The 25846-nt window shown below is 69.9% G+C and carries 20 protein-coding genes and 5 pseudogenes; 13 read left to right on the top strand and 12 right to left on the bottom strand.

Annotated features, from left to right (window positions below):
- Window positions 1-13 precede the first annotated feature (13 nt).
- Both ACH4MY_RS36170 and ACH4MY_RS36175 read right to left on the bottom strand, forming a co-directional pair.
- A pseudogene (locus tag ACH4MY_RS36170) lies at window positions 14-211 on the bottom strand (helix-turn-helix domain-containing protein); the annotation flags it as partial.
- Window positions 211-1110 carry a universal stress protein gene (locus tag ACH4MY_RS36175; protein ID WP_398008797.1) on the bottom strand — a complete coding sequence of 300 codons (900 nt, stop codon included), beginning with the start codon at window positions 1108-1110 and terminating at the stop codon, window positions 211-213. The pseudogene ACH4MY_RS36170 and the gene ACH4MY_RS36175, both read right to left, overlap by 1 nt.
- Before the next feature lie 844 nt (window positions 1111-1954).
- Here ACH4MY_RS36175 and ACH4MY_RS36180 point away from each other — a divergent pair.
- The gene (locus ACH4MY_RS36180; protein ID WP_398008799.1) at window positions 1955-2188 is read left to right on the top strand and encodes a hypothetical protein; all 234 of its coding nucleotides are present in this window, start codon (window positions 1955-1957) and stop codon (window positions 2186-2188) included.
- 195 nt (window positions 2189-2383) lie between these two features.
- A complete protein-coding gene (locus ACH4MY_RS36185) occupies window positions 2384-3346 on the top strand; it encodes a 1-phosphofructokinase family hexose kinase (protein WP_398008800.1) in 963 nt (320 codons plus the stop codon).
- Window positions 3347-4025: 679 nt separating this feature from the next.
- Here ACH4MY_RS36185 and ACH4MY_RS36190 read toward each other — a convergent pair.
- Both ACH4MY_RS36190 and ACH4MY_RS36195 read right to left on the bottom strand, forming a co-directional pair.
- Window positions 4026-4880, bottom strand: coding sequence for a DMT family transporter (locus ACH4MY_RS36190; protein WP_398008802.1), 855 nt, complete (start codon window positions 4878-4880; stop codon window positions 4026-4028).
- A gap of 24 nt (window positions 4881-4904) precedes the next feature.
- Window positions 4905-5789 (bottom strand): universal stress protein, encoded by an 885-nt coding sequence (locus tag ACH4MY_RS36195; RefSeq protein WP_398008803.1) that lies wholly within the window; start codon window positions 5787-5789, stop codon window positions 4905-4907.
- 421 nt (window positions 5790-6210) lie between these two features.
- On the opposite strand from ACH4MY_RS36195, the gene ACH4MY_RS36200 reads away from it, so the two are divergent.
- The 3 genes from ACH4MY_RS36200 (at window position 6211) to ACH4MY_RS36210 (ending at window position 9171) form a co-directional block, all read left to right on the top strand.
- Entirely contained in the window at window positions 6211-6861 is a 651-nt protein-coding gene (locus ACH4MY_RS36200; protein ID WP_398008805.1) for a hypothetical protein, read from the top strand.
- A gap of 31 nt (window positions 6862-6892) precedes the next feature.
- Window positions 6893-8038 (top strand): CapA family protein, encoded by a 1146-nt coding sequence (locus tag ACH4MY_RS36205; protein WP_398008806.1) that lies wholly within the window; start codon window positions 6893-6895, stop codon window positions 8036-8038.
- An 863-nt stretch (window positions 8039-8901) separates the two neighbouring features.
- A complete protein-coding gene (locus ACH4MY_RS36210; RefSeq protein WP_398008808.1) occupies window positions 8902-9171 on the top strand; it encodes a hypothetical protein in 270 nt (89 codons plus the stop codon).
- Window positions 9172-9203: 32 nt separating this feature from the next.
- Here the strand turns inward: ACH4MY_RS36210 and ACH4MY_RS36215 are convergent.
- A pseudogene (locus tag ACH4MY_RS36215) lies at window positions 9204-9437 on the bottom strand (ATP-binding protein); the annotation flags it as partial.
- A complete protein-coding gene (locus ACH4MY_RS36220) occupies window positions 9404-9724 on the bottom strand; it encodes a glycosyl hydrolase family 28-related protein (RefSeq protein WP_398008810.1) in 321 nt (106 codons plus the stop codon). The pseudogene ACH4MY_RS36215 and the gene ACH4MY_RS36220, both read right to left, overlap by 34 nt.
- 616 nt (window positions 9725-10340) lie before the next feature.
- On the opposite strand from ACH4MY_RS36220, the gene ACH4MY_RS36225 reads away from it, so the two are divergent.
- On the top strand, window positions 10341-11882 hold the full coding sequence (locus tag ACH4MY_RS36225) for a serine/threonine-protein kinase (RefSeq protein ID WP_398008812.1): 1542 nt from the start codon (window positions 10341-10343) through the stop codon (window positions 11880-11882).
- A 631-nt stretch (window positions 11883-12513) separates the two neighbouring features.
- On the opposite strand, the gene ACH4MY_RS36230 is transcribed toward ACH4MY_RS36225, so the two are convergent.
- Together ACH4MY_RS36230 and ACH4MY_RS36235 are read right to left on the bottom strand one after the other, a co-directional pair.
- Window positions 12514-13278: a D-Ala-D-Ala carboxypeptidase family metallohydrolase gene (locus ACH4MY_RS36230; RefSeq protein ID WP_398008814.1), complete on the bottom strand. Its 765-nt coding sequence runs from the start codon at window positions 13276-13278 to the stop codon at window positions 12514-12516.
- Window positions 13279-13295: 17 nt separating this feature from the next.
- A complete protein-coding gene (locus ACH4MY_RS36235) occupies window positions 13296-14042 on the bottom strand; it encodes a peptidoglycan-binding protein (RefSeq protein ID WP_398008816.1) in 747 nt (248 codons plus the stop codon).
- A gap of 1227 nt (window positions 14043-15269) precedes the next feature.
- Between ACH4MY_RS36235 and ACH4MY_RS36240 the strand changes: the two are divergent.
- From ACH4MY_RS36240 to ACH4MY_RS36250, 3 genes and pseudogenes are all read left to right on the top strand, one after another.
- A pseudogene (locus ACH4MY_RS36240) lies at window positions 15270-15593 on the top strand (DUF2690 domain-containing protein); the annotation flags it as partial.
- A 500-nt stretch (window positions 15594-16093) separates the two neighbouring features.
- Window positions 16094-16444 carry a hypothetical protein gene (locus ACH4MY_RS36245; RefSeq protein ID WP_398008818.1) on the top strand — a complete coding sequence of 117 codons (351 nt, stop codon included), beginning with the start codon at window positions 16094-16096 and terminating at the stop codon, window positions 16442-16444.
- A 173-nt stretch (window positions 16445-16617) separates the two neighbouring features.
- Window positions 16618-16830, top strand: a complete 213-nt coding sequence (locus ACH4MY_RS36250; RefSeq protein WP_398008820.1) for a hypothetical protein — start codon at window positions 16618-16620, stop codon at window positions 16828-16830.
- Between the two features lie 258 nt (window positions 16831-17088).
- Here ACH4MY_RS36250 and ACH4MY_RS36255 read toward each other — a convergent pair whose 3' ends face one another.
- On the bottom strand, window positions 17089-17814 hold the full coding sequence (locus tag ACH4MY_RS36255; RefSeq protein WP_376073894.1) for a peptidylprolyl isomerase: 726 nt from the start codon (window positions 17812-17814) through the stop codon (window positions 17089-17091).
- 397 nt (window positions 17815-18211) lie between these two features.
- Here ACH4MY_RS36255 and ACH4MY_RS36260 point away from each other — a divergent pair.
- Window positions 18212-19461, top strand: a pseudogene (locus ACH4MY_RS36260) (thiamine pyrophosphate-dependent enzyme); the annotation flags it as partial.
- A 266-nt stretch (window positions 19462-19727) separates the two neighbouring features.
- Here ACH4MY_RS36260 and ACH4MY_RS36265 read toward each other — a convergent pair.
- Window positions 19728-20095 (bottom strand): annotated as a pseudogene (locus tag ACH4MY_RS36265) (flavin reductase).
- Window positions 20096-20616: 521 nt separating this feature from the next.
- On the opposite strand from ACH4MY_RS36265, the gene ACH4MY_RS36270 reads away from it, so the two are divergent.
- Both ACH4MY_RS36270 and ACH4MY_RS36275 read left to right on the top strand, forming a co-directional pair.
- The gene (locus ACH4MY_RS36270; protein WP_398008822.1) at window positions 20617-21459 is read left to right on the top strand and encodes a PP2C family protein-serine/threonine phosphatase; all 843 of its coding nucleotides are present in this window, start codon (window positions 20617-20619) and stop codon (window positions 21457-21459) included.
- 115 nt (window positions 21460-21574) lie between these two features.
- On the top strand, window positions 21575-22594 hold the full coding sequence (locus ACH4MY_RS36275) for an MASE1 domain-containing protein (protein ID WP_398008824.1): 1020 nt from the start codon (window positions 21575-21577) through the stop codon (window positions 22592-22594).
- A gap of 121 nt (window positions 22595-22715) precedes the next feature.
- Here ACH4MY_RS36275 and ACH4MY_RS36280 read toward each other — a convergent pair whose 3' ends face one another.
- Entirely contained in the window at window positions 22716-22964 is a 249-nt protein-coding gene (locus ACH4MY_RS36280) for a hypothetical protein (protein ID WP_398008826.1), read from the bottom strand.
- 429 nt (window positions 22965-23393) lie between these two features.
- On the opposite strand from ACH4MY_RS36280, the gene ACH4MY_RS36285 reads away from it, so the two are divergent.
- A complete protein-coding gene (locus tag ACH4MY_RS36285; protein WP_398008828.1) occupies window positions 23394-24611 on the top strand; it encodes an MFS transporter in 1218 nt (405 codons plus the stop codon).
- Window positions 24612-25299: 688 nt separating this feature from the next.
- Here the strand turns inward: ACH4MY_RS36285 and ACH4MY_RS36290 are convergent.
- Window positions 25300-25846: hypothetical protein (locus ACH4MY_RS36290; protein ID WP_398008829.1), on the bottom strand; the 547-nt coding region annotated here is incomplete at its 5' end.

The following is a 25846-nucleotide window of genomic DNA, read 5'->3' on the forward strand; positions in this document are numbered from 1 at the left end:
TCAGGTCCTGGACGGTGCACTCCAGGGCGTTGGCGAGGCGGGTCATGAAGGAGATGCCAGGCGTGGCCACCCGCTCCTCCACGTACTGGATGTAGCTCGGTGCCGAACCGGCGCGTTCGGCCACCTCTTCCCTGGTCAGGCCGAGAGCCTCACGCCGGGCGGCGACCCGGCGGCCGATGTCGCCGCGAGCGTGCGGGGTGGCGCCGGCCATCACCGTTCACCCCTGGTCGAAGCGCCGTGGCCCTGCGGGACGACGGCGACCGGGCAGGCGGCGTGGTGGAGGGCCCGATGGACGACCCGGCCCAGCTCCATGCCGACGTGGCCCTCGCGGCGCCGTGCTCCGACGACCAGCAGGTCCGCCGCCACCGACCGCTCGACGAGCGTCTTGTGCGCCGGGCCCTCGACCGTGGTGCGTCGCAGCCGCACCTCCGGATAGGCCCGGACGGCAGCCTCCACGGCCTTGTCGAGGACCACGGTCGCCCGCTGCTCCTCGTAGTGCGAGGCACCCCCGGTGAGCAAGGGATGATCGACCGGTTCGTGGGCCGGGCGCCGCCAGGCGTGGACGACGTCGAGTTCGACCTGCCGGAAAGCGGCCTCACGGAAGGCGAAGCGGACGGCCGGCGAGTCCACGTCGTACTCGCCGATACCGAGCAGGACTCTCCGGTGGCGCGCTTCCAGGGCATGCCGATCGCCGCGCACGACGATGACAGGACCGTGGGAGCGGGCCGCCACGATGAGTCCGACGGAGCCGAGCAGGAGATCGGCGAGCTCACTGCGGCCCCGGGATCCGACGACGACCGCCGCGGCCGAGCGTCCTTCTTTCACCAGAGCGCTCGCCGCGTCTTCGACGAGGACGTCCGTCGTGACCTTCAGGCCCGGGGCGCGACGCCGGGCACGTTCGGCCGCAGTGGCGGCGATGTTCTCGGCGAGCACCTGGCCGGAAGGCCGATTCAGGCTCCAGGCCGGCACAGAGCCCTCGTACCACTCCCACCGCGAGGCGTTCACGATACGCAACGGGACTCCCAGACGGACGGCTTCGTCCGCAGCCCAGTCGGTCGCCGTGAGGCTGGTGTCGGAACCGTCGACTCCGACCACGAGGGGCGTCTCCATGGCCCCCACCGCCTTTCGGGATGTGGGATGCCTTGCTGCCACGCTCACACGGGAGGGGGGGAGGCGTGGTAGGGCCGGTCGGTCCCGGCCGTGGTCCGCCCGGACATCACTACGCGGGAACGACGGGAGGAGGGGCCCATCCGCTTCTCGCGGATCCTGATTGCGCGGTGCGCGGCTCGAAAGTCCGCTCCTCCGCGTCTTTCCAGGAGGACCTCTCCTCACCTTCAGGAAAGCACGCGCCGAGTGCTCCGGCCAGGGCCGTCCGGGCCCCGACGGCCCCCTTTCGGCCCTTGCCGTACGGGAAACGGCCGACGGCACCATCGGATCGTCGGGACCCAGGGAGCGCAGCAGCAACGGAGGGCCGCGGGCGGCGGGCACCTCAAGCGGCCGATGGTCGACGAGGACTGGCCTTTCGAGCGACGCCGTTCCGCCCGCGCTGCGCCGGCCGCGGAGGGAGTGTCGCGTCCCGTGCGGGCGAAACAGCTGCACACGGAGATCGCTGACACGCATGCAGAGCCTGCTCGACGGCTCCGGGAAATCGGCCCGCCGCCATCCTCCCCGGATCATCGCCTTGCGCAGATCGCTGACACGGCATTCTCCCGCTCCTCCTGCTTGCGGTCGACGGGACAGGACGCCCGGACCGTGCCGCAGTTGCACTCGACGACGGGAGCCCCGCTCGCGTCGAGCCCCCAGCGAGTCGATCCGGTAGGCGCAATCCGCTGCCGGACGCCGGGGCCCCGCGGTCATGGGGAACACGTCACAGGAAACACGACCCCCAGTTCGGACATCTGTGCGCCGTCAAGCCGAGGGCCATTCGCTCGGCCGGGCCGCAGGGGAGGGGTGTATGGCCCACGCGCTGCTCTGGTTCCTCATCAACGACCGCATCGATCTGACCGCCTACCGCTGGCTCGGCCACCACCCCCGCACCAGCCCGGCGACAGCCCGGCGACAGCCCGGCCGAACGTCCGAACGGGACCCGTCCGGACGGCAGCCCGCCAAGGTCCGCCTTCCCGGCGCCGGGGTCGGGGCTCTCAGTACCGGATACGGGGCGGTGCGGGCCGGGCCGGTATGCGGGTGACTTCGCGCTGCCCCAGCATGGGAAGCGAGTTGTCTCCCTTTCCGCGGAGGTGGGCACGATGACGCAAGGCCATGTCCAGCAGACAGCACGCCGAGCCCGGATGGGCGCGACCGCCCGGGTACCACGATGAGCGCCCCCGCAACACCGACCCCCACCCCAGCCGGGAACACCGACAATGCAAGGGGCTCGCGAAGTATGGCCGCCGTGCCGTCAGTGCTCACCCTCACGATCAACCCCACCGTCGATCTCGCCTGGGAGGTCGGGCACCTGACGGGCATCGGCAAGAACCGTGCCCGGGTCCGGTCGGTGGCCGCCGGAGGCGGAGGGATCAACGTCGCCCGTGGTGTCGTACGGCTCGGAGGACGAGCCACCGCCGTCCATACCTCCGGAGGCGAGGTCGGCCGGCGCCTGAACCGACTGCTGGACGAAGATGGCGTCGACCACGTCGCCGTCGACATCGACGACGAGACCCGCGAAGCACTCGTACTGTTCGACACCGCATCGCGCCACAGCTACCACATCGTGCCGCCCGGCCCACGACTGCGCGAACACGAGGGACTGCGGTGCCTCGACGCCCTGGAACAAGCCGCCGGCGATTGCCCGTACGTCGTGGCCAGCGGCAGCCTGCCCGGCGGCTTGCCCGCCGACTTCTACGCGGTCGTCGCCCGCCGCATCAAGCAAGTCGGCGCCCGGCTGATTCTGGACACCTCCGGGCCGGCCCTCAGCGAAGCACTCGCGGAAGGCGTCTTCCTCCTCAGGTGCAACCGGACAGAGGCCGCGAGCCTGACAGGCCGGGACATCCTCAGCCTCGACGACGCCCGAGCCGTCAACGAGCACCTGCTCACCACAGGAGCCGCCGAAGTCGCCGTCACCACGGTGGGAGCGCTGGGCGCGGTGTGCTCGATCGGCCACGGTCATACCGAGCTGCACGCGCCACCGCTGCCCGGCGAGCCGTTGAGCGATGCCGGGGCGGGCGACGGCATGGTGGCCGCCATCGCCACACGGCTGACCGTCGGCGACGATCCCGTCAGCGCCAGCGCGCTGGGGGTGGCCGTGGCCGCCGCAGCGATGCTCACCCCCAGCACCGAGCCCTTCGACCCGGAAGTGGCCCGATCACTCCGCCCAGAGGTGAAGACCAAGTTCCAGACCCGTGCATGAGAACTCGCCGCGTGCCATGAGTGCCGTACCGGCCCGCAGTCGTCCCCGGTGCCCCGCACGCCTTCCCGTAAATGGGCGTACCAGCTGGCCACCACCTTCGTCAGCACCCTGACCAGCCTCGCACCAGGGTGACGGGCAGTACCGGCAGCAACGTCTCCGGCGCGATGGGCAGGCGGCGCGCGGGGACAAGCGAGGACGAGGGCCAGGAGTGGACGCGGGGCCTGCCTCTCCGGCTTGGATCGCCCCGAGTTCGCCAGGCTATGGCGCGGCCGCCCACTACTGGGCCCCTCCTGCGCCTCCAAACGCTTCCGGCACCGCCCGGGCACTCGCCGCCATCCACACCGCTGGCGTCGTCCACCGCCGCATCACCGCCCACCTCCAGCTCGCCCGCACAAGCAGCGGCCTGGCCCCCGAACAACTCGACGACCTGCGCTCCTGCCTCTACGGCCTGAACACCGTCCTGCACCTGCACTTCACCCGGGAAGAAGAGAACTACTCTCCCTCGCACCGTGAAACGACAGCAGTGCCGCCACTGGGCCTCCGCCCGCACACCCGCGCCAGGCCGCATGCCGGCCCGTCGACGCGCCCACCCGGAACCGCAGCGATCAGCCGAGCGGGAGCCGCCCCGGAGCGAACGCCCATGGGGACGAACAGTGACGACATCGACGACTGAGGCGCGTCAGTCCGTCGCCAGCGACGATCGTCCCAGGAGCACGATCCCGATCACCGCCGCCGCTGCCCCCGCCATCTGCACCGTCAGGGCCCACACCGTGACGGCGAGCTGCTCATCGAAGACAGCCATGCCGATGGCCACGGCGCAGATCGGCTCCAGGGTGTCGATGATCGGCAGGCTGATGGCCAAGGAACCCGCCTGGAAGGCACTTTGCGAGAGCACCAGAGCCGTCACTCCGACGGCCATCAGCGCATACAGTTCCCAGTGGAAAAGCGCCCCGAAGCCGTCTGTCCGCACCAGGTCGGCCGTGCTCCTGGTCAGAGCGTCGAGAAGAGCCAGCATCGCGGCCGCGCAGACGGCGTACGAGGCCGTCCGCACCGGACCCGGCCGGCTCGCTCCCACGGCGGCCAGCAGTACGACCACGCCGACGACAGCCACGAGTACCAGCGCCCAGTCGCGTACGGCCGCGGCCGAGGTTCCCGAGGGAGCGTGCGGGAGCGCCACGAGGAACACCGCCACGCCTCCCGCCGTGCAGACGATTCCGGTCACCTCGGAACGGCTCAGTCGTTCCCCGCGCCGCAGAGCCAGCAACGGCAGGGCGAAGACGAGATCGGTCGCCGCAAGCGGCAGCACCAGGACCAACGGCCCGAAGGCCAGGGCCAGAGCCAGGAAGGCGAACGAGAGGATGGACAGTACCGTCCCCACCAGCCACATCGGCCGACGCACCAGGTCGAACAGAAGCCGCAGACGCAGGGCCTTCTGCGGGGGTGCTCGTCGTGCCGCCTCGTGCTGAAGCACCGACCCGACCCCGAAACACAGGGCTGCCATCAGGGCGCTCGGCACCGCCACCAGGGTGTTCACGGGCCCGGCGTCCTGGCCGCCTGGTCACTCATGAGCGATGACCGCAACCGGTACGGCGCAGTGGTGGATCACCGCATGAGCGACGGACCCGACGTGCGCGCCCAGGGCCCCCCTGCGCATACGTCGGCCCACGACCACGAGTTCCGCGTTCTCCGCCGCCTGCAACAACAATTGCGCGGGGCCGCCCACGCACGGTCGCTCCACGAGGTCCACGGAGGGGAACTTCAGCCGCCAGGGCCGCAGATCCGCCGCAAGGCGACGCGCGATGTCGGGCCCCATCTCCCGCTCCGCCGCGACAAGGGCCGAGGCATCGCGGACCACGGGCGGAATCGACCATCCATACAGCGCGAGCAGGCGGGCACCCCGGCCGGCGGCCTCGTGGAATCCGAAGTCGAGCAGCGGGTCGAAGAACTGATCGATGTCCACCCCCACGACCACGTCTCGCACGTCTCGCGAGGAACCGGCCACGGCGGACCGCACGGGAACGGTGAACCGTCCCGGCACCCGTACGAGCACGACGGGACGCGGAGTGGCGACGATCGCCGCCATGCCGACCGAGCCGAGGAGAAAGCCTCTGAGACCGCTCAGGCCGCGTGAACCGAGCACCAGGAGGTCTGCCTCCGCACCCGCACCGGCCAGGGCTGTCGCGGGCGGTCCGGCAAGCTGCCGCGTATCGATCTCAAGAGCGGGATGCTGCCGTCGCACGCACTCCGCCGTCTCGGCCAGCAGCTCATCGGCCCGGCGGCACCGCGCATCAGGGCCGACACCCGGCGACGCCGCTCCCGCCCACTCGTCCGCGTGCACGATGAGCAGCGGCGCGCCGCGGATCTCCGATTCGTGTGCAGCCCATTCCGCGGCCGCGATGCTCTCGGGCGACCCGTCCACACCGACGGTCACCGGGAGGGACATGCGGTGCCCTCCCCTCGGAGAGACAGCGGGTCGTAACCAGTGTCTCAGACCATTCCAGGCCGGCGCTCGCCGCGCGGGTCGGAGGGAGTGGGACTCGAGCGTGCCACGGTGACGGATGGCGAGCGCGGCGCGGTGGAACGAACCGTCGAGGGGCGCGTGGCGAGCAGGGTCGAGGACCGTCGGAACGCGGTGGACTCGTCCTCCCGTATCGGACTCCCACTGGCGACGGTGCCGGCGGCGGCCCTGCCGCCACGCCTCCTCCGGAGTCTGCGCCTCGGCAGGCCGGAACGGGGACAGCGTGAGCGGCACCGGACCCGTCGTCGGCGCCGGGCCGTCCGTCGTGCAGACGCAGTCCGGACCGGACGCGGCCTTTGACGCCGGACCGGAAAGTGCCGTGTGGACCCCGGCGAGGCGAGCGAAGATGGGCCGCAGCTCCGCGGCCCGACCGTCCGCGTCCCGGATCCGGTCCGCGATCAGCGGCAGCTCGACGTACGTGAGGAGGGTGTGTGCGCGCCTCGGTGCGGGCGCGGATTTCGAGATCGCCGTTACCTTCACCCCGCGCGACAGCGGTGCACACCGGTTCGGCGCGGGCGGGGTCGGCGAGCTCACCCTCACCATCGCGGGCCGGACCCTCTTCGAAGGAACGAGGGCGCCCGCGACCGACGCCCATCTCGCCGCCTTCGTCGCCGGGAGCGAGGCGCAGGTCATCGTCGACCTGACGGCCGGTCTGTACGGTGACGGTCACCGGCGCCGGGACTGCACGTACGTCGACCATGCGGTCTCGGCCACCATCGCTGCGGCCACCGTCCCGACGGCGCAGGGCGTGATCAACGTGGGCGGTGGTTCGGGCGCCTCCCTCCTCGAAGTGATCAGCATCGCGCGCGGCCTCACCGGGCGCGAGGTGCAGGTTCACCAGGAGCACCCGCGCAGCGGGGATGTCCTCACCATCACAGAGCGGCCGCGACGACCTCTTCCACGACCCCGGAAACCTACGTCCGAAGGAAACGACCCTGTGGGAGAGATCGCCGCGGCCTGTCCGGGGATGACCACACTCGCCGATCGGTTCCCGTGACATCCCGGTGGCAGGGTTCTAGCCTGGACGGATGCAGGGTGATCCGATCACGCTGTGCCTCGCCGGCGACGTGATGCTCGGGCGGGGTGTCGACCAGATACTTCCGCACCCCGGTGATCCCGCGCTGGCGGAGACGTACGTTCGTGACGCCCGGTCCTACGTCGAGCTGGCGGAGGCCGCGAACGGCCCGATTCCCCGCCCGGTCGACTTCTCCTGGCCCTGGGGCGACACACTGCGGATCCTCGACCGGGCCGCGCCCGACGCCGTGGTGATCAACCTGGAGACCGGCATCACGCGGAGCGACGACTTCGCACCGGGCAAGGCGGTCCACTACCGCATGCATCCCGCCAACCTGCCCTGCCTGACCCCCGCCCGTCCCGACGTGTGCGTCCTGGCGAACAACCACGTCCTCGACTTCGGCCGCCGCGGGCTCGCGGAGACCCTCGACGCACTGGCGGGCGCCGGATTCGCCTCAGCGGGGGCAGGACGCGACGCGGAGGGGGCCCGCCGGCCGGCGAGCGTCCCCGTCGAGGGCGGTCGGCGGATCCTGGTCCACTCCTTCGGCATGCCGTCCAGCGGAATCCCGCCAAGCTGGGCCGCCACGGCCGACCGAAGCGGGATCGACTACGTGCCCGAGGCCTCGGACACCGCGGCGGCCGCGGTGGTCGCCCGGATCCGGCAGGCGCGACGACCGGGCGACATCGTCGTCGCCTCGATCCACTGGGGTTCCAACTGGGGCTACACCGTCCCCCGCGACCAGGTCCGCTTCGCGCACGCGCTCGTCGACGGCGGCGCGGACGTGGTCCACGGGCATTCCTCGCACCATCCCCGGCCGCTGGAGCTGTACCGGGGCCGACTCATCGCCTACGGCTGCGGCGACCTGGTCAACGACTACGAGGGCATCACCGGATACGAGAACTACCGGGACGACCTGCGGCTGCTCTACTTCCCCTCGCTCGCGCCCGACACCGGCAGGCTCCGCGAACTGCACGTCGTGCCCCTCCAAAGCCGGCGAATGCGGCTTCAAAGGGCATCGGTGGAAGACTGCCGATGGCTTCAGGAGATCCTGGGCCGGCTCGGCCGCGGCTTTGGCTCGCGCGTCGCGTACGACCCGGACGGCACCCTCACCCTCGACGTCGACGGTCCGCCCGTCCACAAGGGCGCCCGGCCGGCATAAGCCCGCAAGGGAGGGCGGCGTACGGCTCACCACCCGACCCAGCGCAGCCGCCGCCCGGGCGAACCCGGCGCAGGTGGTGTCGATGCGGTAGCGCAGATGGTCGTGGCGTTTGTCGGAATCGAGTTCCGGGGTGCAACCCCTCGCCCTGCCGACCAAGATCCGGACCACATGCGGACCGGCCACCCGCGACCTGGCCGAGTCGCGGCCGTTTCCGCTGGTCAGCGATCACGCGAGGCGTGTACCACCAGCACTCGAAGAATCTGCTGGTGAGCTACTCGCCGAAGAAGCTCGGGTTCTTCTAGAGGTAGGGAATGGGGCGTCTGACCTGGTGAAACATGCGTCAGGCGTCCCTCTCCGTATGCGACTGGATCGTCAAGCGAAATGCACACTCACTCCCGATATGCCCCACCGGTATACCAGCCCTGACCAGGTGTTCCGGGGCATTTTCCGGGCCAGAACGCCGTTCAAGCGTCCTCCACATCAGCCGCCGGACCCTCCCAGGACCGCATGGACTCGTCGATCAACCGGTTCGCATGATTCCGCGCTTCGGCCAGGAACTCGGCGTGGTAGCGGACTACTCGTATGACACGCACTGGGCACCGTTTGGAGAGTTGGCCTCGATGAAGGACGGAAGCGGCAATGACTACGTCGTCGTCTTCTCCGAGGCTGGGGTCTACGCCCAGGCGACCTACCACGAGTCGCCGATCAACGCCTACCGGGTGTCGCCCCCGGCACCATGGCCAGGTCTGTTCGACTCGCTTCCGCAGGTCTTCCGGCCCTTCTCCCCAGGAGGTCGCGTTCCTCGACCACAACGGCGTTCAGCGGGCCACCGTGTGTTTGTGGCGTGAGTGCACAGACTCCGAGTGGAAGTGCGGCGATGTGTTCAGGTCCCGGACAAGGACGAGGGCGACGCAGACGGCGCTGAGTGGCTGTTTGGGCTCCTTCTGGAGGGCAGCGCCGAGGCCTATCTGGAGTTCGCCAAGGACTACTACGAGTTGGCGCCGACCCTGGAAGCAGTCCAGCACATCTATGACCTCAAGCCGCTGACGCAGGACGTCATCTCGGCCTTGAACCCCGCGGTTCGGCTTGAGGACCTCGCCGAGGACATCACCCAGATCGGCTGTCCGGTGTAGCTGCAGGCCTTTGAGATCAGAGCAGGCGCCGGTCAGCCGGCTGCCTGTTGTTCGGCACGGGCGCGGGTGGTGGCGAGGCGGCAGGAGTCGGTGCCGGTCTCGATGATGTTGCCGCCGAAGGTGAGGCGGTCCACGATGGCCGCACAGAGGCGGGGGTCGGTGTACGTCTTGGTCCAGCCGCTGAAGGATTCGTTCGAGGCGATCGCCACGCTGTTCTTTTCCTCCCGTTCGGTCAGAACTTGGAAGAGGAGTTCGGCTCCGCGGCGCCGAGAACGGCGATGTTCCCCGCGCCCGCGTAGCCGTACACGGGGGTGACCGAGTCGAAGTTCTTGAGCAACGCGCCGCTGTCCTTGGTACGGACGATGCGGGCGCCGTACGCGGACACGGCGGTGTCGGCGGCGAGGACGAGGCTCACGCCGATGGGGTGAGTGCCGGTCGGCACCAGCAGGGTGGCCGCGCCCGGTACGGCCTTCACCGCGGCGAGGGCGCTCTGGAAGGCGGCGGTGTCGTCGGTGATGCCGTCGCCCTTCGCGCCGTGGGCGGTGACGTCCACGACGACCCCGCCGGCGGCCGCGGCGGCCGGCGCTCCCAGCAGGGACGCGCCGCCCCAGGCCCTACGAATCCACCCATGGCCAGTATCAACGCGCGACGTTCCATGCGCCCCTCCCCGCTCTCTTGACGCTTGGCAGGAGCGTTACGTCAGAGGCGTCAGGGGCCTGTCACGGGAGGGGAAGGCGGGCGAAGGCAGGCGGACCCGGCGCCCTCGCACCCAGCAGTTCCGCAGCGAACTCTGATCTTTGTCTGGCGGGCGCCGGGGGCACGCTGGAAGATCACCGAACACAAGCGGAGCATCGTCACCGACACCCTCGGCCTCCTGCCGGCCATGCCGGCCACGGCCGCGGGCTCCGGGCCGGCCCTGATGGCCGCGACCTGCTGTCCCAGATCGCGAGCGATCATCTCACCATCACCAAGGCATGGGCCGACATGGGCCACAGGAAGGCCGCCTGGAACACGGTGCCATCTCGGGGATCGACGCCACCAAGCCCCAACGCGGCCAACTTCGCCCCGCTATACACCAGTTACGTCGAACACTCGCAGCATGAAGAGCCGGGAAGAGGAGCTATCGTCTGCGCTCGGGGCCGGGGGGCACCGGGGAGGAGAGTGGCCACATGTGGGACCTGAACAAGGACGACCCGAGGACGATCGGTTCGTTCCGGATCGTCGCGCGGCTCGGTAGCGGGGGGATGGGAACGGTCTACCTCGCCACGCAGGAGGAACGAGACAAGCATGTCGCCCTCAAGACGATCAAGAGTGAATACGCTCAGGAGGAGGGCTTCCGAAGGCGGTTCACCCGGGAGGCGAAGGCGGCGAGTTCGGTCCGGAGCCCGTACACGGTTCGCGTGGTCGGATTCGACACCCAGGCGCGCGAGCCCTGGCTCGCCACGGAGTACGTCGAGGGCCTGTCGCTGCGCGAGCATGTACGGCAGCACGGCGCCTTGGACCTGCCCGAGGCAGTGGAACTCGCCCTCGGGCTCTCCTTCGGTCTGGCGTCCATCCACAAGGCAGGTCTGGTACACCGCGACCTCAAGCCCGGGAACGTGCTCCTCACGGACAACGGGCCCAGGATCATCGACTTCGGCCTCGCCTACGCCACGGACTTCAGCCACGCCACCCGTACCGAGTCCGTTCTGGGCACCCCCGGCTACTTCTCCCCCGAACAGGTACAGGGGCAGCCGGTCAGCGCGGCATCGGACGTTTTCGCTCTCGGTGCCGTCCTGACCTTCGCCTCTTCGGGAGATCACGCCTTCCCGGGCATCACAGCTCTCACCGCCCAGTACCACATCGTCCACGAGGAGCCACGCCTATCGGACGCACACGAAGAACTGAGGGACCTCATCGCCGCGTGCATGCGCAAGGAGCCTCATGAACGGCCACCCCTCAGCGACATACTCGCCCACCTGACCTCTTTGCGCTCCTACGGACACAAGAAGAACGCGGCGGCCTTTCGCAGGTCACGTCTCACGGGCCCGAGGCCAACGGCGCCTGCTGACGCGCCTTCCACAGTCATCCCCACCCACGCTTCCCGGAGCCGCACGGGAAGGTGGGCAGTTCTCGCCGTGTCCGGCGCGCTCCTGCTGGCCACCGGAGCGGCCGCCGGGCGACTGGTCTCTCCGCCGACCTCGCCGGCCACCGCGCTGAACGATGCACCAACCGTGGAACCGACGGTGGAGGATCCGACGGAAGAGCTGACGACGGAGGCAGACCCGTTCAGGAGCCTGCCAGGCTCGCTCTCGTTCAGTCCCACGGCGAAGAAGTGCGTCATCGGCGAGGGGTTGGGTCTGGACACGGCCAGCGAGGGCTTCAGTATCTCGGTGACTCCCGTGGCCTACCGCCGCGGCTGGCTCAGCGAGGCCGTCATCAGCATCACCAACGACCGTGGCCAGGCAGCCGACGAACCGCCAGTGGTTCACGTGCAACTGCCCAAGGGTGAGGACATCTCGCTCGCGATGCCCCAGGGGAACCGCACATGGTCCTTCCGATGGCCCGACATCTTGAAGACAGCGAGCAGGGACGAAATGCCACGAGGCTATGAGGTGATGGATCCGAGGGAACTGTTCGGCACATACACGATCATCGTCGTCGACTACTCGATCATGGCGTGTAATGGCTTCGAAGGTGACCCCAGGGATGCCACTGGGGCCTTCTCCTGACGCGGGCGCACCTCTTACGGCCGGGCACGCTGAATGCAGGAGACCTCGTTTCCGGGCTGCGGAAGAAGTCGCGCGTCGACATAGAAAGTCTGGGACGACCGCGCGTGTCGACGAGCGCCACCCGCGCGGTTGTCCGTGCCACGTCGGCACCGCTGTGTCGGCGGATGAGTTCCAGTGCGAAGTCGTACATGGCGCTGAAGTCCGCCGTCGTCGTCACCCCCCTTGTCTGTGACGACCAGACGTTCGGCTCGGACATCAGTCTCCGGACAGCGTCGAGCCAATTCGTCGGCGAGGAACCATGCCGTAGTAGCCCTGCGTCGCTTGAGAAGCCCTGCCTCCGCGAGCAGGACGTGCTGCGCGGCCGGTCCTGTCACGTCGGCCATGACAGCGGTAGGGAGTGGCCGAGGCGGTGCCCGGCTTGTCGACGAAGCGGACGTGCCCGTCGCCCTGGGAGCAGGACGTGACGAACAGGGCGGAGTGGAGGACCGTGCGGACCCGGGGGGGGTGGGCCCGCACGGCATTACGAGACGTGGAGAGGGGAAGCGCAAATATCCGGCTCCACTCCGCACCACCTATGACGGTGATCCGCGTCGCACCTCATGTGCCCGCCGTGGCGGGCACGCGTCCGGGCTCAGGCCACGCCGTCCTCCCACCACCACGACTGCGAGCCGTACGCGTATTCGACCCGGGAGTCGACGTGCTGCCACGACACCGTGTACGTCTCCAGACCCGAGTATCCGCAGGTCTCGGCCTTCTGGTAGATGCTCTTCGTGGACAGCCCGGAGATGGCGACGTCCGCGGCGATGCCGTACAGGTGCATGGAGTTCGAGGCGCCGCCCACCGAGGAGTTGTGGGAGATGCTGCGGAAGCCGGAGTTGATCGTGACGGCCCGGTCGCCGCACTTCTTGCGCAGCGCCTCCAGCTTGTACATGTTGCGGCGCACGTTCTCCTTCACGGTCGCCGCGCCCACCTTGCCGCCCGAGAAGCCTGAGCCGTCCTTGCTCTGGAACTCGGAGAAGTCGAAGTGCGCGGTCGAGCCGTCGGAGCTCTCCAGCGCGTTGAGCTGGCTGAAGGTCTGGGGCCCGGCCACTCCGTCGGCGGAGAGCCCGTACGCCGCCTGGAAGCGGCGCAGCGCCGCGCCGGTGCCGGGGCCGAACTGGCCGTCGACGGTGACGTACGTCTGCTGGACCGAGCTCGCCGCCCAGCCCGCGATCCGGATCTGGAGCTCCGTGACGGCCGCGCCGCTCGCGCCCTGGGCGAGCTGCGAGGGCCAGCCGTACGCGGCGGCCGGGGAAGCCAGGACCAGACCGCCGCCGACGGCCAGACCGGTGGCCGCAGCCGCGCCGGCGCCGAAGCGCAGCAGTGAACGGCGGGACAGGTCGGATGCCGATGTCATGGTGAACTCCTCTTTTTCTAGTACCAGTTGTGGGACTGCCAGAAGGACCATGCCGCGCACGGAGTGCTGTAGCGGGACTTGATGTAGTCGAGTCCCCACTCGATCTGGGTGGCCGGGTTGGTCTGCCAGTCGGGGCCCGCCGCGGCTATCTTGTCGCCGGGCAGGGACTGCGGGATGCCGTAGGCGCCGGACGAGGGGTTCGTCGCGTACACCTTCCACGTGCTCTCTCGGATCCAGAGGTTGTCGAGGCAGCCGAACTGGCCGCTCACAGACCAGCCGTGCTCGGTGATCTTCCACTGTGCGGTGATCTTCACGGTACGGGCCACCCGCATCGCGTCCATGGTCGCGGGGCCCGCGACACCGTCGACGGACAGGCCGTTCGCCTGCTGCCAGGACGTCACCTTGGATTTGGTGCCGTCGCCGTACGCACCGTCGGCCGTGGCGCCGGCCTTGCGCTGCACCTCCTTCACCTTGTTGCGCAGGGCGAGTTCGGTGCGGCTGCCGTAGTCGCCGTCCTCGGCGAGCCCGTTGTCCTGCTGGAAGGAGCGGACCGCGGCTGTCGTCTGCGCGCCGTAGACGCCGTCGATCCCCCCGGTCGGCAGATAGCCGATGCCCGCGAGGTTGCGCTGGATCCAGGTGGTGGAGTCCAGGGCGTGCGCGGGGACGGAGGGCGCCAGCACGGCGAGCAGGGCGGCGGCCAACACGAGCGCCGCCTGGGCGAGCGGCAGGCGGCGCCGGAGGACCGGCGTTCGGGTGGGTATCACTCGGAGTCCTTGTCTTTGCGGTGGATCGGGGAGCGGCCGAAGTCATGGTGCTGCCGGCGCGGTTGCTTCGGAGCCTCTCGCCAGCGATACGGGACGGGACCGGGACGCGCGGGACACCGGGGGCGTGCGGGACGGGATGGGGCGGGACGACTCGCGTCACGCGGCTGCTTCTGGCGCAGATCACTCGCGCGGGCCCTGGAGGTCTGTGAGACCGCTGTATTGCGGTGTCCCGGTGTGACAAAGTCCTGCCGCAGGTAGCGGCGAGTCGTTCATGAACTCTCCTGCATGCAAAGGAAGTTCATCAAGGAGAGAGACTTCGAACGACTGCTGCCGAGAAGCAGGCCCGGGACGAGCGGCGTCGGCGGGACGCCGAGCTCAGCACCGTCCGCGAACGGGTCCTGGCGGGGATGCGCGCCGGATCAAGGAGGAGTTCGGTCTGAGCTACGGCCGGCTCGCCTAGAAGACGCACTACAGCCGCTCGTCCTGGGAGCGCCACCTCAGTGGGAAGCAGTGGCCGAGCCGCGCCGCGCCGCGATCCAGCAGCTCGCGGACGTGGTCGGGCAGGACCCCACACCCCTGATCGCCTTCTGGGAACACGCCAGAAGCTGGCCCGCAGAAGCAGACGCGAGGGAGCCGGGCCAGAGATGCAGGGGGAGCCGGAGCGGGGAGGGCGAGTCGAGCGAGAGGGGACGGAGTGCCTGGGCCCGGAAGGCCTGAGCGAAGGGCAGGACGAGGGCCGGGACGTGACGGCGCTGGTGCCGGAGGAGCCGGCGGGCCGGGGGAAGCCCGTACGGGACGGGGAACCGTACAGGAGAGGGGGCCCGTACGGGAGAGGGGGCCCGCGCCGGGTGGCGCGTCGGCCTCGCCCCGAGAACCCGATGGCTCCGACAGGTCCGCGCGGGCCGGGGCCGGCCCGGCCGCGGAGCCCGCCGGAGGCGCGGCCACGGCCTCCGGCGCCGCGCCGGATCCGGACCGCGCCGCCGGGCCCGGGCCCCGCCTCGCCGTACGGGTGCGGCCGCTCGTCCACATGGCGATCGGCGCGGTCGTGGGCACCCTGATCGTGATCGACGTCCTCGGAGTGAAGTCCGCTCCGGACGGCGCGCGGTCGGACGCGGGTAAGCCGACGGCGGCGAGAGTTCGGCGGTGACGGCCCAGGGCGCCGCCTAGCGCACGCCCGGCGCCGAGTCCGACCCGCTTCCCGGCTGCTCCGGGGAGTCCTGCCCCGGGCGCGAACCGCAGACAATGAACTGCCAGTGGGACGCGAAGACCGTCCGGCTCCTCCACCTGCGCGGGCTGCGGATCCGGCTCCGGCACGGCGCCGCCTGCCAGGCGGTCTGGGGGCGGCTGGAGAACGGGGCGATCGGCGACGGTGTGATCATCACCGACAAGGGCGGCCGGACGGTGGAGTCCACCATCCGAGTGGACCGCGCCACCTACACGCGGATGCTGTCGGTGGCCGAGTACCCGCTTTCGACCATCTCCATCCGCGGAGTGATCCCGAAGGTCAAAGAGCAGGAGTGCGCCCCCTCGCAGGACGCCCCGCAGCGCTGAGGCGGCGACGACCGGCGGGATCCCGGGGCGTCCCGGGAAGCCGACGCGACCAAGTCTGAGGTGCGGGACTCCCTGCTGGGACAGGGGGGTTGCTCATAGCATTCGGCCGCCGCTCCGCGTTGTGCGGGGCGGCTGCCGAATACATGGGGAGAGACGATGAGCGACCTGCCGATGCCGCGTCCGCGACGGCGCGCGCTGCTGTCCGGGGCCTTCGCCCTCGGTGCCGGAGCGGTCCTGGGCGCTGCCGGGGACCGCGCGCGCCGCCGCGGGGGCCGCGCTCGCCGGACCGGTGCTCTCCGGGTGCGTGGCCTGGGGCGCCCGCGGGCCGAGCACCCCGGTGAAGCTGCTGGCCACCGGGCCGCAGAAGATCATCGTCCATCACACCGCGACCCCGAACAGCACCGACTACTCGCAGGCGCACGCCTTCGAGCTGTCCCGGTCGATCCAGGCCGACCACATGGACGCGCGGGGCTGGATCGACTCGGGCCCTCCCCTACCACGTGAGCGGGGTCGTCGACGCCGACTCCACGGCCCAGGCGAACATCACCGACACGAAGAACGGCACCACCGCCGAGACCAGCAACTACAGCGACGTCGGCGAGCGCGAGGCCTGGCTCTCCACGGCCATGCTCAACGGCATGCTGAAGCTGGCCACGGAGCGGGGCTACACCTACCTGGTCACCGAGATCGCGGGCGGCGACCACTCGTCGAACTCGAACCACTACAAGGGCATCGCGTTCGACGCGGACACCATGTCCGTCGGCAACGCCACCTTCGTCAGCGCCTGCCGAGCGTACGGCGCGACGGAAGCCCTGGACGAGGGCAACCACGTCCACTGCGCCTGGCAGTAGCCCGAAAGGCAGGAGAAGCGGCCGACGCCCACCCCGGGCGTCGACCGCACCGCTCTACTCGACGACCGCCGCTTCAGGTCCTCGACCTCGGGCGTCCAGTTCCCCGGCGCTCAGCCGCGCTACCGAGGCGCCGTGGCGGGCGGCGAGTTCGTCGGCGGGCTCGGGGTGCGTTCGTGGAGGTAGAGGACGAGCATGGCGCCGCCGTCGGGGACCCGGGCGCTCAAGGTGATCAGCGCCTCGCCGTCCGCCTCCAGGTTGTGCTGCTCGGCCGCGTTGCCCCGCAGCGCCTCGGCGGTGAAGCCCAGCAGGGCACCGACCGGGCCGCCGAGCAGCCCCAGCGCGAGACCGGCCGCGCCCCCGCCGACGGTGGCGGCATTCGTCCCTGAGCTGTTCGCGCCTGACCATGACCAGCGGCTTGAGGCGGCCCGTCAGCGGCTTCGGCCCGAGGGCTGATCGAGCAGTGTGGACTCTGAACCGGATCAAGGACCAGGGTCGGCTGCCGACCCGGATGTGACGCGAAGGCGACGCGATCGCTCCGACTCCATGGAGGAGCCAGGGGACTCGCTGAGCCTTCGAGTGTCGCCGCAAGCCGACCCCGCAAGCCGCCAGGCATGTCGTCGTGGACGCGGCGACATCGCGGTGCGTCAGGACCGACAGGACAGCCGGACGTGGAGCAGCTCTGTCCGCAGCGCGGGTGTGCCGTCGACCGGTGCCGGGTCCTCCGCCGTCGGCTCGATGCCTCCGGCGGCGACCTTGTCGAGTGTCGCCAGACCGGCGGGGCCGACCGTGCCGAACACCGTGTAGTTCGGTCGCAGTGCGGAGTCGCCGTAGACGACGAAGAACTGTGAGCCGTTCGTGTTCGGGCCGGCGTTGGCCATCGCCAGCAGGCCGCGTCCGTAGAGCCGGCGCGTGCCCGTGGGATCGGTGGCCGCGGGCGGCAGGTCCACCGGCAGTTCGTCCTTGTACTTGTACCCGGGCCCGCCCTCACCGGTGCCGGTCGGGTCGCCGCACTGCAAGACCTTCAGCGTCGGGTACGCCGTCAGGCGGTGACACACCGTACGGTCGTAGAAACCGTGCCGTGTCAGGTGCAGGAAACTCTGGACCGTGCACGGCGCCTTGGCCCGGTCCAAGCGCAGCGGAAGCGGGCCCTGACTGGTCGGAACAGCCAAGTCGACCGTGCCACGAGCAGGGGTGCGCCGTGGGTCGGGCGGCAGCGGAACACGGCGCGCCGGCGGCTCGTCCGGGGTCTGGCTGTACTGGCAAGGACCGTGCGTGGTGCGCGGCGGAGCACTGTCGGAAGCGGTGGCGACGCTCCCGCCGGTCACCACTAACGCCGCGGCCGCGAATGCACTGATCAGTGCTCGTCTCATCTTGCACGCCCTCCCGATGATCTCCAGGTCTTGGAGCGGTCGCAGTCTAGGGCGTGGCGTGGCCTGCGGGAGTGGGATTTCCGGCCGATCAGCGTGACCAGAGCCCCATCATCCAGGCGACAAGTCCTTGGTGTTACCGGGACCGCTGAGGTCCGTACCGCATCGACGGCAACGCGGAACACCCCGCGAGTGAGGGAACAACGGTGCCCTGTCGCGGAGCCCTGGAAGGCGCCGCCGTCGGTCTGGGCCGGCGCATTTCCAGCGTTCGACAAGCCGCTCCGCGCCCTGGCCCCGTACCCGCCGGAGCCAGGGCGCCGCCGACTCATCCCGCCGCAGGCGCAGACGCTCCTTCAGAAGCCATGCCCAGCTGTGGGTCATCCCGTTCGCCGGGCGCCGGCTGAACTTGCCAGGAACCGGTCCCGAACGCACAACAGCGCGGGAGGCATGTCCTTCGCACAGTGCCCAGTATCGGCGTACGCGTCCCGACGACCCGGCGCTCGCCGAGGCGGCGGAGGCGATCGCCGCGGGCTCCCGGGTCACGCTCCTCGTGGGGCGCGGCGCGCAGGCCGCCCGCGCGGAGGTGCTGCGCACCGCCGAGCTCCTCGCGGCCCCCATGATGCTGACCCTGAAGGGCAAGGAGGGCTTCGAGGAGGACAATCCGTACGAGGTCGGCCAGAACGGCCTGATCGGAAACCCTGACGCCGCCCAGGCCATGGACACCTGCGACACGCTGATCATGCTGGGCACCGACTTCCCCTATCGGGACTGGTACCCGAAGGACTGCCGTGTCGTGCAGATCGACGTGCGCGAGGAGCAACTCGGCCGCCGCGTCCCGGTGGAGATCGGTCTCACCGGCGACGTGGCCGCGACCCTGCGGGCTCTGCTGCCCCTACTCACCCCCGTCTCGTCGCGGGAACACCTCGACGAGGCACGCGAACGGTTCACACGCTGACAGAAGGGCCAAGCGGACCTGGCCGACCCCGCCCACGACACACGTCTCCTCAGACGCGTGCGGGCGATGTTCGACAACCGCGTGGAACAGCTCCGCCCCAAGGCCCTGGCGGTCGCGGTCGACCGGCACGCGGCGGACGACGCGATCTTCACCTCCGACACCGGCATGACCACGGTGTGGCTGTCGCGGCTCGTACGGATGCGTGGCACCCGCCGGCTGATCGGCTCCTACAACCTGGGGTCCACGGCCAACGCGATGCCCCAGGCCATCGGGGCCCAGCTCTGGGCTCCCGACCGCCAGGTGGTCGCATTCTGCGGCGACGGCGGCCTCGGCATGCTGCTTGGGCGACCTGATGACCATCCGCTCGGAACAGCTGCCGGTCAAGCTCGTCGTCTTCGACAACCGCCGTCTCGGCATGGTCAAGCTGGAGCAGGAGCAGGCCGGGCTGCCCGAAATTCGGGACCGTGCTCGACAACCCCGACTTCGCCGCGGTCGCGGAAGCCCTCGGGCTGACCGGCATCCGCGTCACCGAACCCGGCGAGCTGGACGAGGCCGTGCGCCGGGCGCTGGCCCTTCCCGGCCCGGTGCTCCTGGACGTCGTGACCAATCCCGACGAGGTGGCGGTGCCGGGCAAACCGACGGTGTCGCAGGGCTGGGGCTTCGCCATCGCCAAGATCAAGGAGAACCTGCCGTAGGTCGGGGAGGGTCGGCCCGTCGCCGGTTGGACCCGTCCAAAAGGCAGGCGTGGATTGCGGAGCCGGGGCACAAGAGCCCTGAGCGAAGGAACACGCTCGCGCAGCGCGATCCACGGCCCCCGTGCCGTGAACGCGCCTGCAGCCGCGTGGGGCCCGCACCAGGCAAGGGTGCGGGCCCCAGGCACGCCGCTGGTCGCTGTATGCATCCCACACACGCCGCCGCTCCCCGCCCGGGCATCGTCCCGGACAGATCCGTAGCTGAGACCTCAGGCCGGACGGCCGGGCTTGAGGTCGCGCAGTTCCCGGTACCGGAGAAGGGGCGGCCGCCCTTCGGGCCGGGGACCCGCCGCGACGGGTCTCAGGAGGAAGCCCACGTGGTCGCCGCCCTTGATGCGTCTCTCGATCCTGCCCGTGAACCAGGATGGAGCCGGTGCACGGTGAGGTACTCGGCCCGGAGTGCGACCCGGTACGTGTGGTCGGCGGTCGACAGCCAGACCGTGAACCTCGGCGGGTCGATGGAGCAATGCGAGGCGAAGCCCACCAGGCAGCCCGCCCGCTCGCCGCCGGAAGCGTCGGCCGTGACCACGTACATCGGGCCGTCGAGAACGTCGGTGAAGGAGTCGAGTCCTGTCACAACGACCTCCCCTGCCAGGATCGGCGCGCCGCGCCGGAGGGACGTTCTCGCCTGCCGAGGGGGACGTACCTGCCCGGCATCCCCTACGGAAGGTGTGCTGAGCGGCGCCCGCGAGACCGGCCGGCGCGCCCGGCAGCGCGTCGAGCAGGCCACTGGCCGCGTCGGCGGCGAGGAGGACCGGCGCAGAACTCTTCGCACCGGGGGACGAGGGTGTGGTTCGTGTTCATGCCTGGCGTCCTTGGGGCCGCCGGTGTCTTGCGAGTCGCGCGGCGTCGGCCTGCTCGGTCCGGACGCAGGTCAGGGGCGGGGCGATGCCTTCGATCTCGCCGAACCGCTGCTCGTCTCCGGCGGTGTGGGGTGGCCCCCTGGGATCCGCCGCGTCCTCCGCCGATGAGATGCGGACGCTGTCCCCTCCGGGCAGAGTGGGAAGGACCTGTTCGTACCGAGGTGGTCCCGTGTGGTCCCGCGTGCTGGAGACGGGACGGAGTGATGCGAGGATTGTCGTGACGTCGGAGTGATCGATGTTCCGCAGACGGCCGGCCGACAGCAGCGAGGACCTTCTGGTCCGGCTCGGGTCGCTGACCGCCAGGGCGCGGGAGTTGGCCGAGACGCAGCGTTCCCGTGTCGAGCTCGCCGTGGCCCTTCAGCGCGGCATGCTGCCCTCGGACCTGCCCAGTTTTCCGGGCGCCCGGCTGGCCGTCCGCTATGAGCCCGCCAACCACGGGCTCAACGTCGGCGGCGACTGGTACGACGCTTTCTCCCTGCCCGGCGGGCAGATCGGCATGTCCATCGGTGACGTGCAGGGACACAACATCGAGGCCGCCGCCTTCATGGGACAGGTCCGCGTGGCACTGCGTGCGCTGGCCTCCGTCACCGGAGACCCGGGAGAGCTGCTCGGTCGCACCAACGACCTGCTGATCTCTCTGGGCGCCGACCTCTTCGCCACCTGCACCTTCCTGCGGCTCGACCCCACCGCCGGCACCCTGGAGTGCGCCCGGGCCGGTCACATCCCCCACATCTGGGCCACCACCGACGGCCGCTCCGGCATCGACGACAGCGAGGGCGGGCCTCCGCTCGGTGTGCTGCGCGGCGTCGACTACCCGGCCACGCGCCACCGGCTCACCGCCGACGGTGTCTTCGTCCTCCTGACCGACGGGGTGGTGGAGGGGCCCTCGCTCCACGTCGACGAGGGTCTGGACCGGGTGACGCGGCTCGCCGGGATCACCGCCGTCGCCGGGCTGGACGTCGACGCGCTCGCCACCGCCGTCATGAAGCTGGCGGCCACGGTGGGGCACGAGGACGACGCGGCCGTCCTGGTCGTCGGCCATGACGGCGGTCCGGCCCGGCCGGCGGCCGAGGAGTGAGGGGAGGGGCTCGCCTCGGGCCGGGTCGGTCCCCGGACCCGCCCGGACCCGTGCCGGACGGCGGCGCCCGACACGCAGGGGCCTTGCCCGGTCGTGGCGGCCCGGCCGGTGTCTGATGGCTGACGTGTTGGATACTCGGCAGTTCCGGTCCACTACGGAGGCGGCTCTGATGTCGCTGGCCGTGGCGGTTTGCTACTACGCGGCCGGACGACTCGGCCTGATGGGCCGCCTCGTCGTCGAAGGCGTGGTGGTCACGCCCATCTGGCCTCCCACCGGCGTCGCCGTCGCCGCCCTGCTGCTGCTCGGCGCCCGGGTCTGGCCTGGGATCGCCCTCGGCTCCTTCCTCGTCATCGCCTCCCTCACCACTCCGGGGCCCACCACAGTGGTCACCGTGGTCAGCAACACCGTCGCGCCGCTCTGCGCCTTCCTGCTGCTGAGACGGGCCGGCTTCCGGCTCGACATGGCGCGGCTGCGGGACGGACTCTCCCTGGTCTTCCTCGGCGGGTTCGGCGCCATGCTGATCAGCGCGACCGCGGGGGTCGGACTGCAGGTGGCGAAGAGCTCCCTGGACAAGAGCGAGTTCTGGCCCGTCTGGCTGGCCTGGTGGGTGGGCGACACGATGGGGGTGCTGCTCGTCGCCCCGCTCCTGCTCGTCCTCGCGGGGCCGGCCGGACGGTTCCGGGTACGGCGCTGGAAAGAGGCGGCCTTTCTGGGGCTGACGACCCTGATCCTCATGCCCATGGCCGTGCTCAGCCCGATGAGCATGCTCTTCCTCGTCTTCCCCCTGCTGATCTGGGCAGCGCTCCGCTTCCAGCTCGCCGGAAGCATGCTGTGCGCGCTCTTCGCCTCCGTGCTCGCCACCTTCGAGGCGACCTCCGGACGGGGCGCGTTCCTCCACCTGACGGACGTCGAGATCATGGCCAAGCTCCAGGCGTTCAACGGTTCCGCTGCCCTGACCGCCCTGCTTCTCGCCTCCATCATCACCGAGCAGCGTGCGACCCGCCGGTCGGTGCGCCGCGCCTGCCAGGAACTGGCGGAGGTCCTGGAGCACCTCGCGGCGGGTGAGCCCTCACCGAGTCCACCCGGCACCGCCGAGAGCCGGGCAGCCCTACCCGGCGGGCACCGGAATCCGTGATCCCCGCGTCGGAGCCGGCGCGGGGATCAGGAGCCGTACAACGACTGCAAGGCATGGAAACTGTCCGGCGCCAACAAGCTGGTCAGAAGGACACTCCCCACTGGTACACGATGTCGCCCCGTCAGGCCTTCTCGTCGACGGGGAGGAAGCGTTCGATGCCGCGCTCGGTCATCTCGTCGAGTACACGCTGCCATTCCTTGACGTACCCGTCCAGCTGTTCCCGTCGCATGACCAGCTCGACGCAATACCCCGGCGTACTTGCGTCGTACCTGCGTTGCGCCTCTCGCCTCTGTGCGGAGACGCCGCCGCGGTCGAGTCCCGCCGCCTTCTCCTGCACGTTCTTTCGGATTACCTCTTCAGACTCGAACACTCTTCTCCTCAATTCAGCAAGACGACCTCGCCGGACCGTCACGCCCACTGCTGCGGCGCAGCGGCACGGTATGCAGTGCGAGAGAACCAGAAAAGCATCGAATCGAGTCGCAGTCTGGCAGGTTTGCGACGTGAACCATCACGCGACGATTTTCCAGCGCGGGCAGTTTCTCGACGTGGCTAAGTCGTCGCGCGCCACACAGCGCCTCCCGCGCGCCGCATCATGACGAACGGCCCGCTCCGACACTTGAAGTAACCCAGCGACCTGCGAACACATCGCACTGGCGACTCCGTGGGTGCAAGCGGATCACTCTCGATCTCGCGAGGGTCCGGTTGTTGGTGTCGGAAACCTGCCAGAAGATGGTGCCCGTTCCTGCTGGACTGGAGATCACGCAACTCTGCATGTGATGCCCAACTCAGGACGGGATTCATGTCCACAGCAACCCCCACTTCTGTCCAATCCCCCGCACCGACGGACCGCTCGCCGTTCATCTCCTGGCTGGCCGTCATTTCGGTAATGCTGGGAATCTTCTCCATCGTCACGACCGAGATTCTTCCGATCGGCCTTCTGACGTCGATCGGATCGAGTTTCACCATTTCGGACGGAATGGCTGGTCTCATGATGACCATGCCAGGATTCCTCGCCGCGATCTCGGCCCCCGTGGTCACCGTGGCCACAGGGCGTATCGACCGGCGGGTCATGCTGGGAATGTTCATCCTGCTGCTGGCGCTGGCCAACTTCCTGGCCGCCGTCGCTTCGAGTTACTGGCTGGTCCTCATCTCCCGCGTCATGGTGGGCGTCACGATCGGCGGTTTCTGGTCCATCGGCGCCGGACTCGCCGGCCAGCTGGTCCCCGCGAAGTCCGTGGGCCGCGCGACCTCGGTGATCTTCTCCGCCGTACCGCTCGGCTCCGTACTCGGCGTGCCGCTGGGCACGTTCATCGGAGACATCGCAGGCTGGCGGACGGCGTTCCTCCTCATGGGCGGCTTCACGCTGGCCGTCCTCGTGCTGCTCCTCGTGGTCGTCCCGCCCCTGCCTTCCGACCGGGCGACGCGCCTCGACGTCCTCGGTGGCATGCTCCGAAGCGTCAACACCCGCTTCGCCCTGGTCATGACCTCACTCGTCGTGCTCGCCCACTTCGGCACGTACACCTACGTCACCCCGTTCCTGACGCAGGTGACCCATGTCAGTTCGGGTCTCATCACGGTCTACCTGCTCATCTACGGAGCGGCTGGCGTCGCCGGCAACTTCCTGGGCGGAGCTACGGTGGGACGCTACCCGCGGTCCACCTTCGCCGCGGCCGCCGCGCTGATCGCCGGCGCGACCCTCCTCCTGCCCGTCCTGGGGCACTCGGACGCCGGCGCAGTGGCACTACTGGTCGTCTGGGGCGTCGCCTACGGCGCTGTCCCGGTCTGCTCCCAGACCTGGTTCTCCAAGGCCGCCCCCGACTCCCCCGAGGCCTCCTCGGTCCTCTTCACCGCCTCCTTCCAGGCCACGATCTCCATCGGAGCCCTGGTCGGAGGAGCTGTCCTCGACCGCTCCTCGCCCTCCGCAGTCATGGTCCCGGGCGGACTGGCAGCCGTCCTGATGGTCCTCGTGGCCTGGGCCCACTGGGCCGGAAGGTACACGTGGCCCAAGGCCTTCTAGTCACACCGCGATCGGGGCGGCCGTCCGCCCCGGCGCATGCTCAACCGCTTTCCCGGAGCGGGCGGTCGCGCCCGCTCCAGCGGGCCGGCCCGGCGAGAGGTGTCTCCACCTCCCTTTCTCGGACCGCCTCGACGAGCCGGGTGTCACGATCGTCTGCCTCAAGAGAACGTCGCGTATGCGCGGCATTGCGGGCCGGATAGATTGCGGCGCGATCTCGCCCAGGAGCGCGCCATCGTCGACTCCATGGCCCCTACAACATGTGCCAGTACCAGCCGGCCTGCACCCCCGTCGCCGTCCCCGCCGAACCCGGCGTCCTCGTCCCCGCCTCTGGTGCCGCCCTCGTCGTCGACGGCGTCGTGCAGGACGTGAAGTCGGAGGATGTCAACGTCCACCGTTGCGGCATCGGCTGCGGTGCCGCCCATCACGACCCCGGCAGCCACCTACACCATCGCCGTCCGGCCACCGAAGCCGACGTTCTTCGACGCTGGGAAGATCTACTTCCGGAAGGTGAGCTGGAGCATCTGCGCCCAGATGAGAACCGTGCAACTCGGCGTCACCGAGGAGAACGAGCTGCTCTCCCACTGCGCCGGGACACGTCAGGTGTCCCCTGGGCACGCTTTTTGTCACCTGCGACTGATTCCCAGACGTCGTTGTCAAGCGTGTGACGCGTCGGTTGATCTTGTCGGTCCTATGCCGGCGGTGACATGTGTGTGCACCGTTCCAGAAGCCGGTGATACCGCTCAGGGTCTGCCCAGATGATGAGCCTGGCCTTTTCATGGCTGGTTCGGAGCTCGGCAGGATAGTCCGCCGGGTCGAGGCTGAGTTCCAGCGCGAGGTCCTGGCGCGTCTCTGGATCTTCGCAGGCCAGGAACGCAGAAAGGCAGGCCGATCGGTGCTCGTTGCGGAGATCGACAAGCGCCTCCGGTGTCGCTCTGCTCTCCTTCGTGGGCACTCCCCGCCGCAAGTCCTCCATAAAGGCGTACTGGAGCCCAGGGCGAGCGAAGTCCCAGGCCATGCTGGCACCGACTTTTGATGAGTACTTGCAATGAACGAGACGGACGACCGTGCCCGCGGGTGGCGCGAGCGAAGGACGGTCGGGCACGGGGCGGGCAGTCACGCCTGTTTCGGGCTGTGGAGTGGCTAGCCTCGATCTTTCGTGACGGCCCGTCGGCTTCTTCGGCGGGCCGTTTCGGTTGTTCGGGTCGGTGGCGGGCACGCTGATGGCCCGGCTGTCG

This window comes from Streptomyces sp. NPDC017246, from assembly GCF_044331325.1.
Classification (GTDB): Bacteria; Actinomycetota; Actinomycetes; order Streptomycetales; family Streptomycetaceae; genus Streptomyces.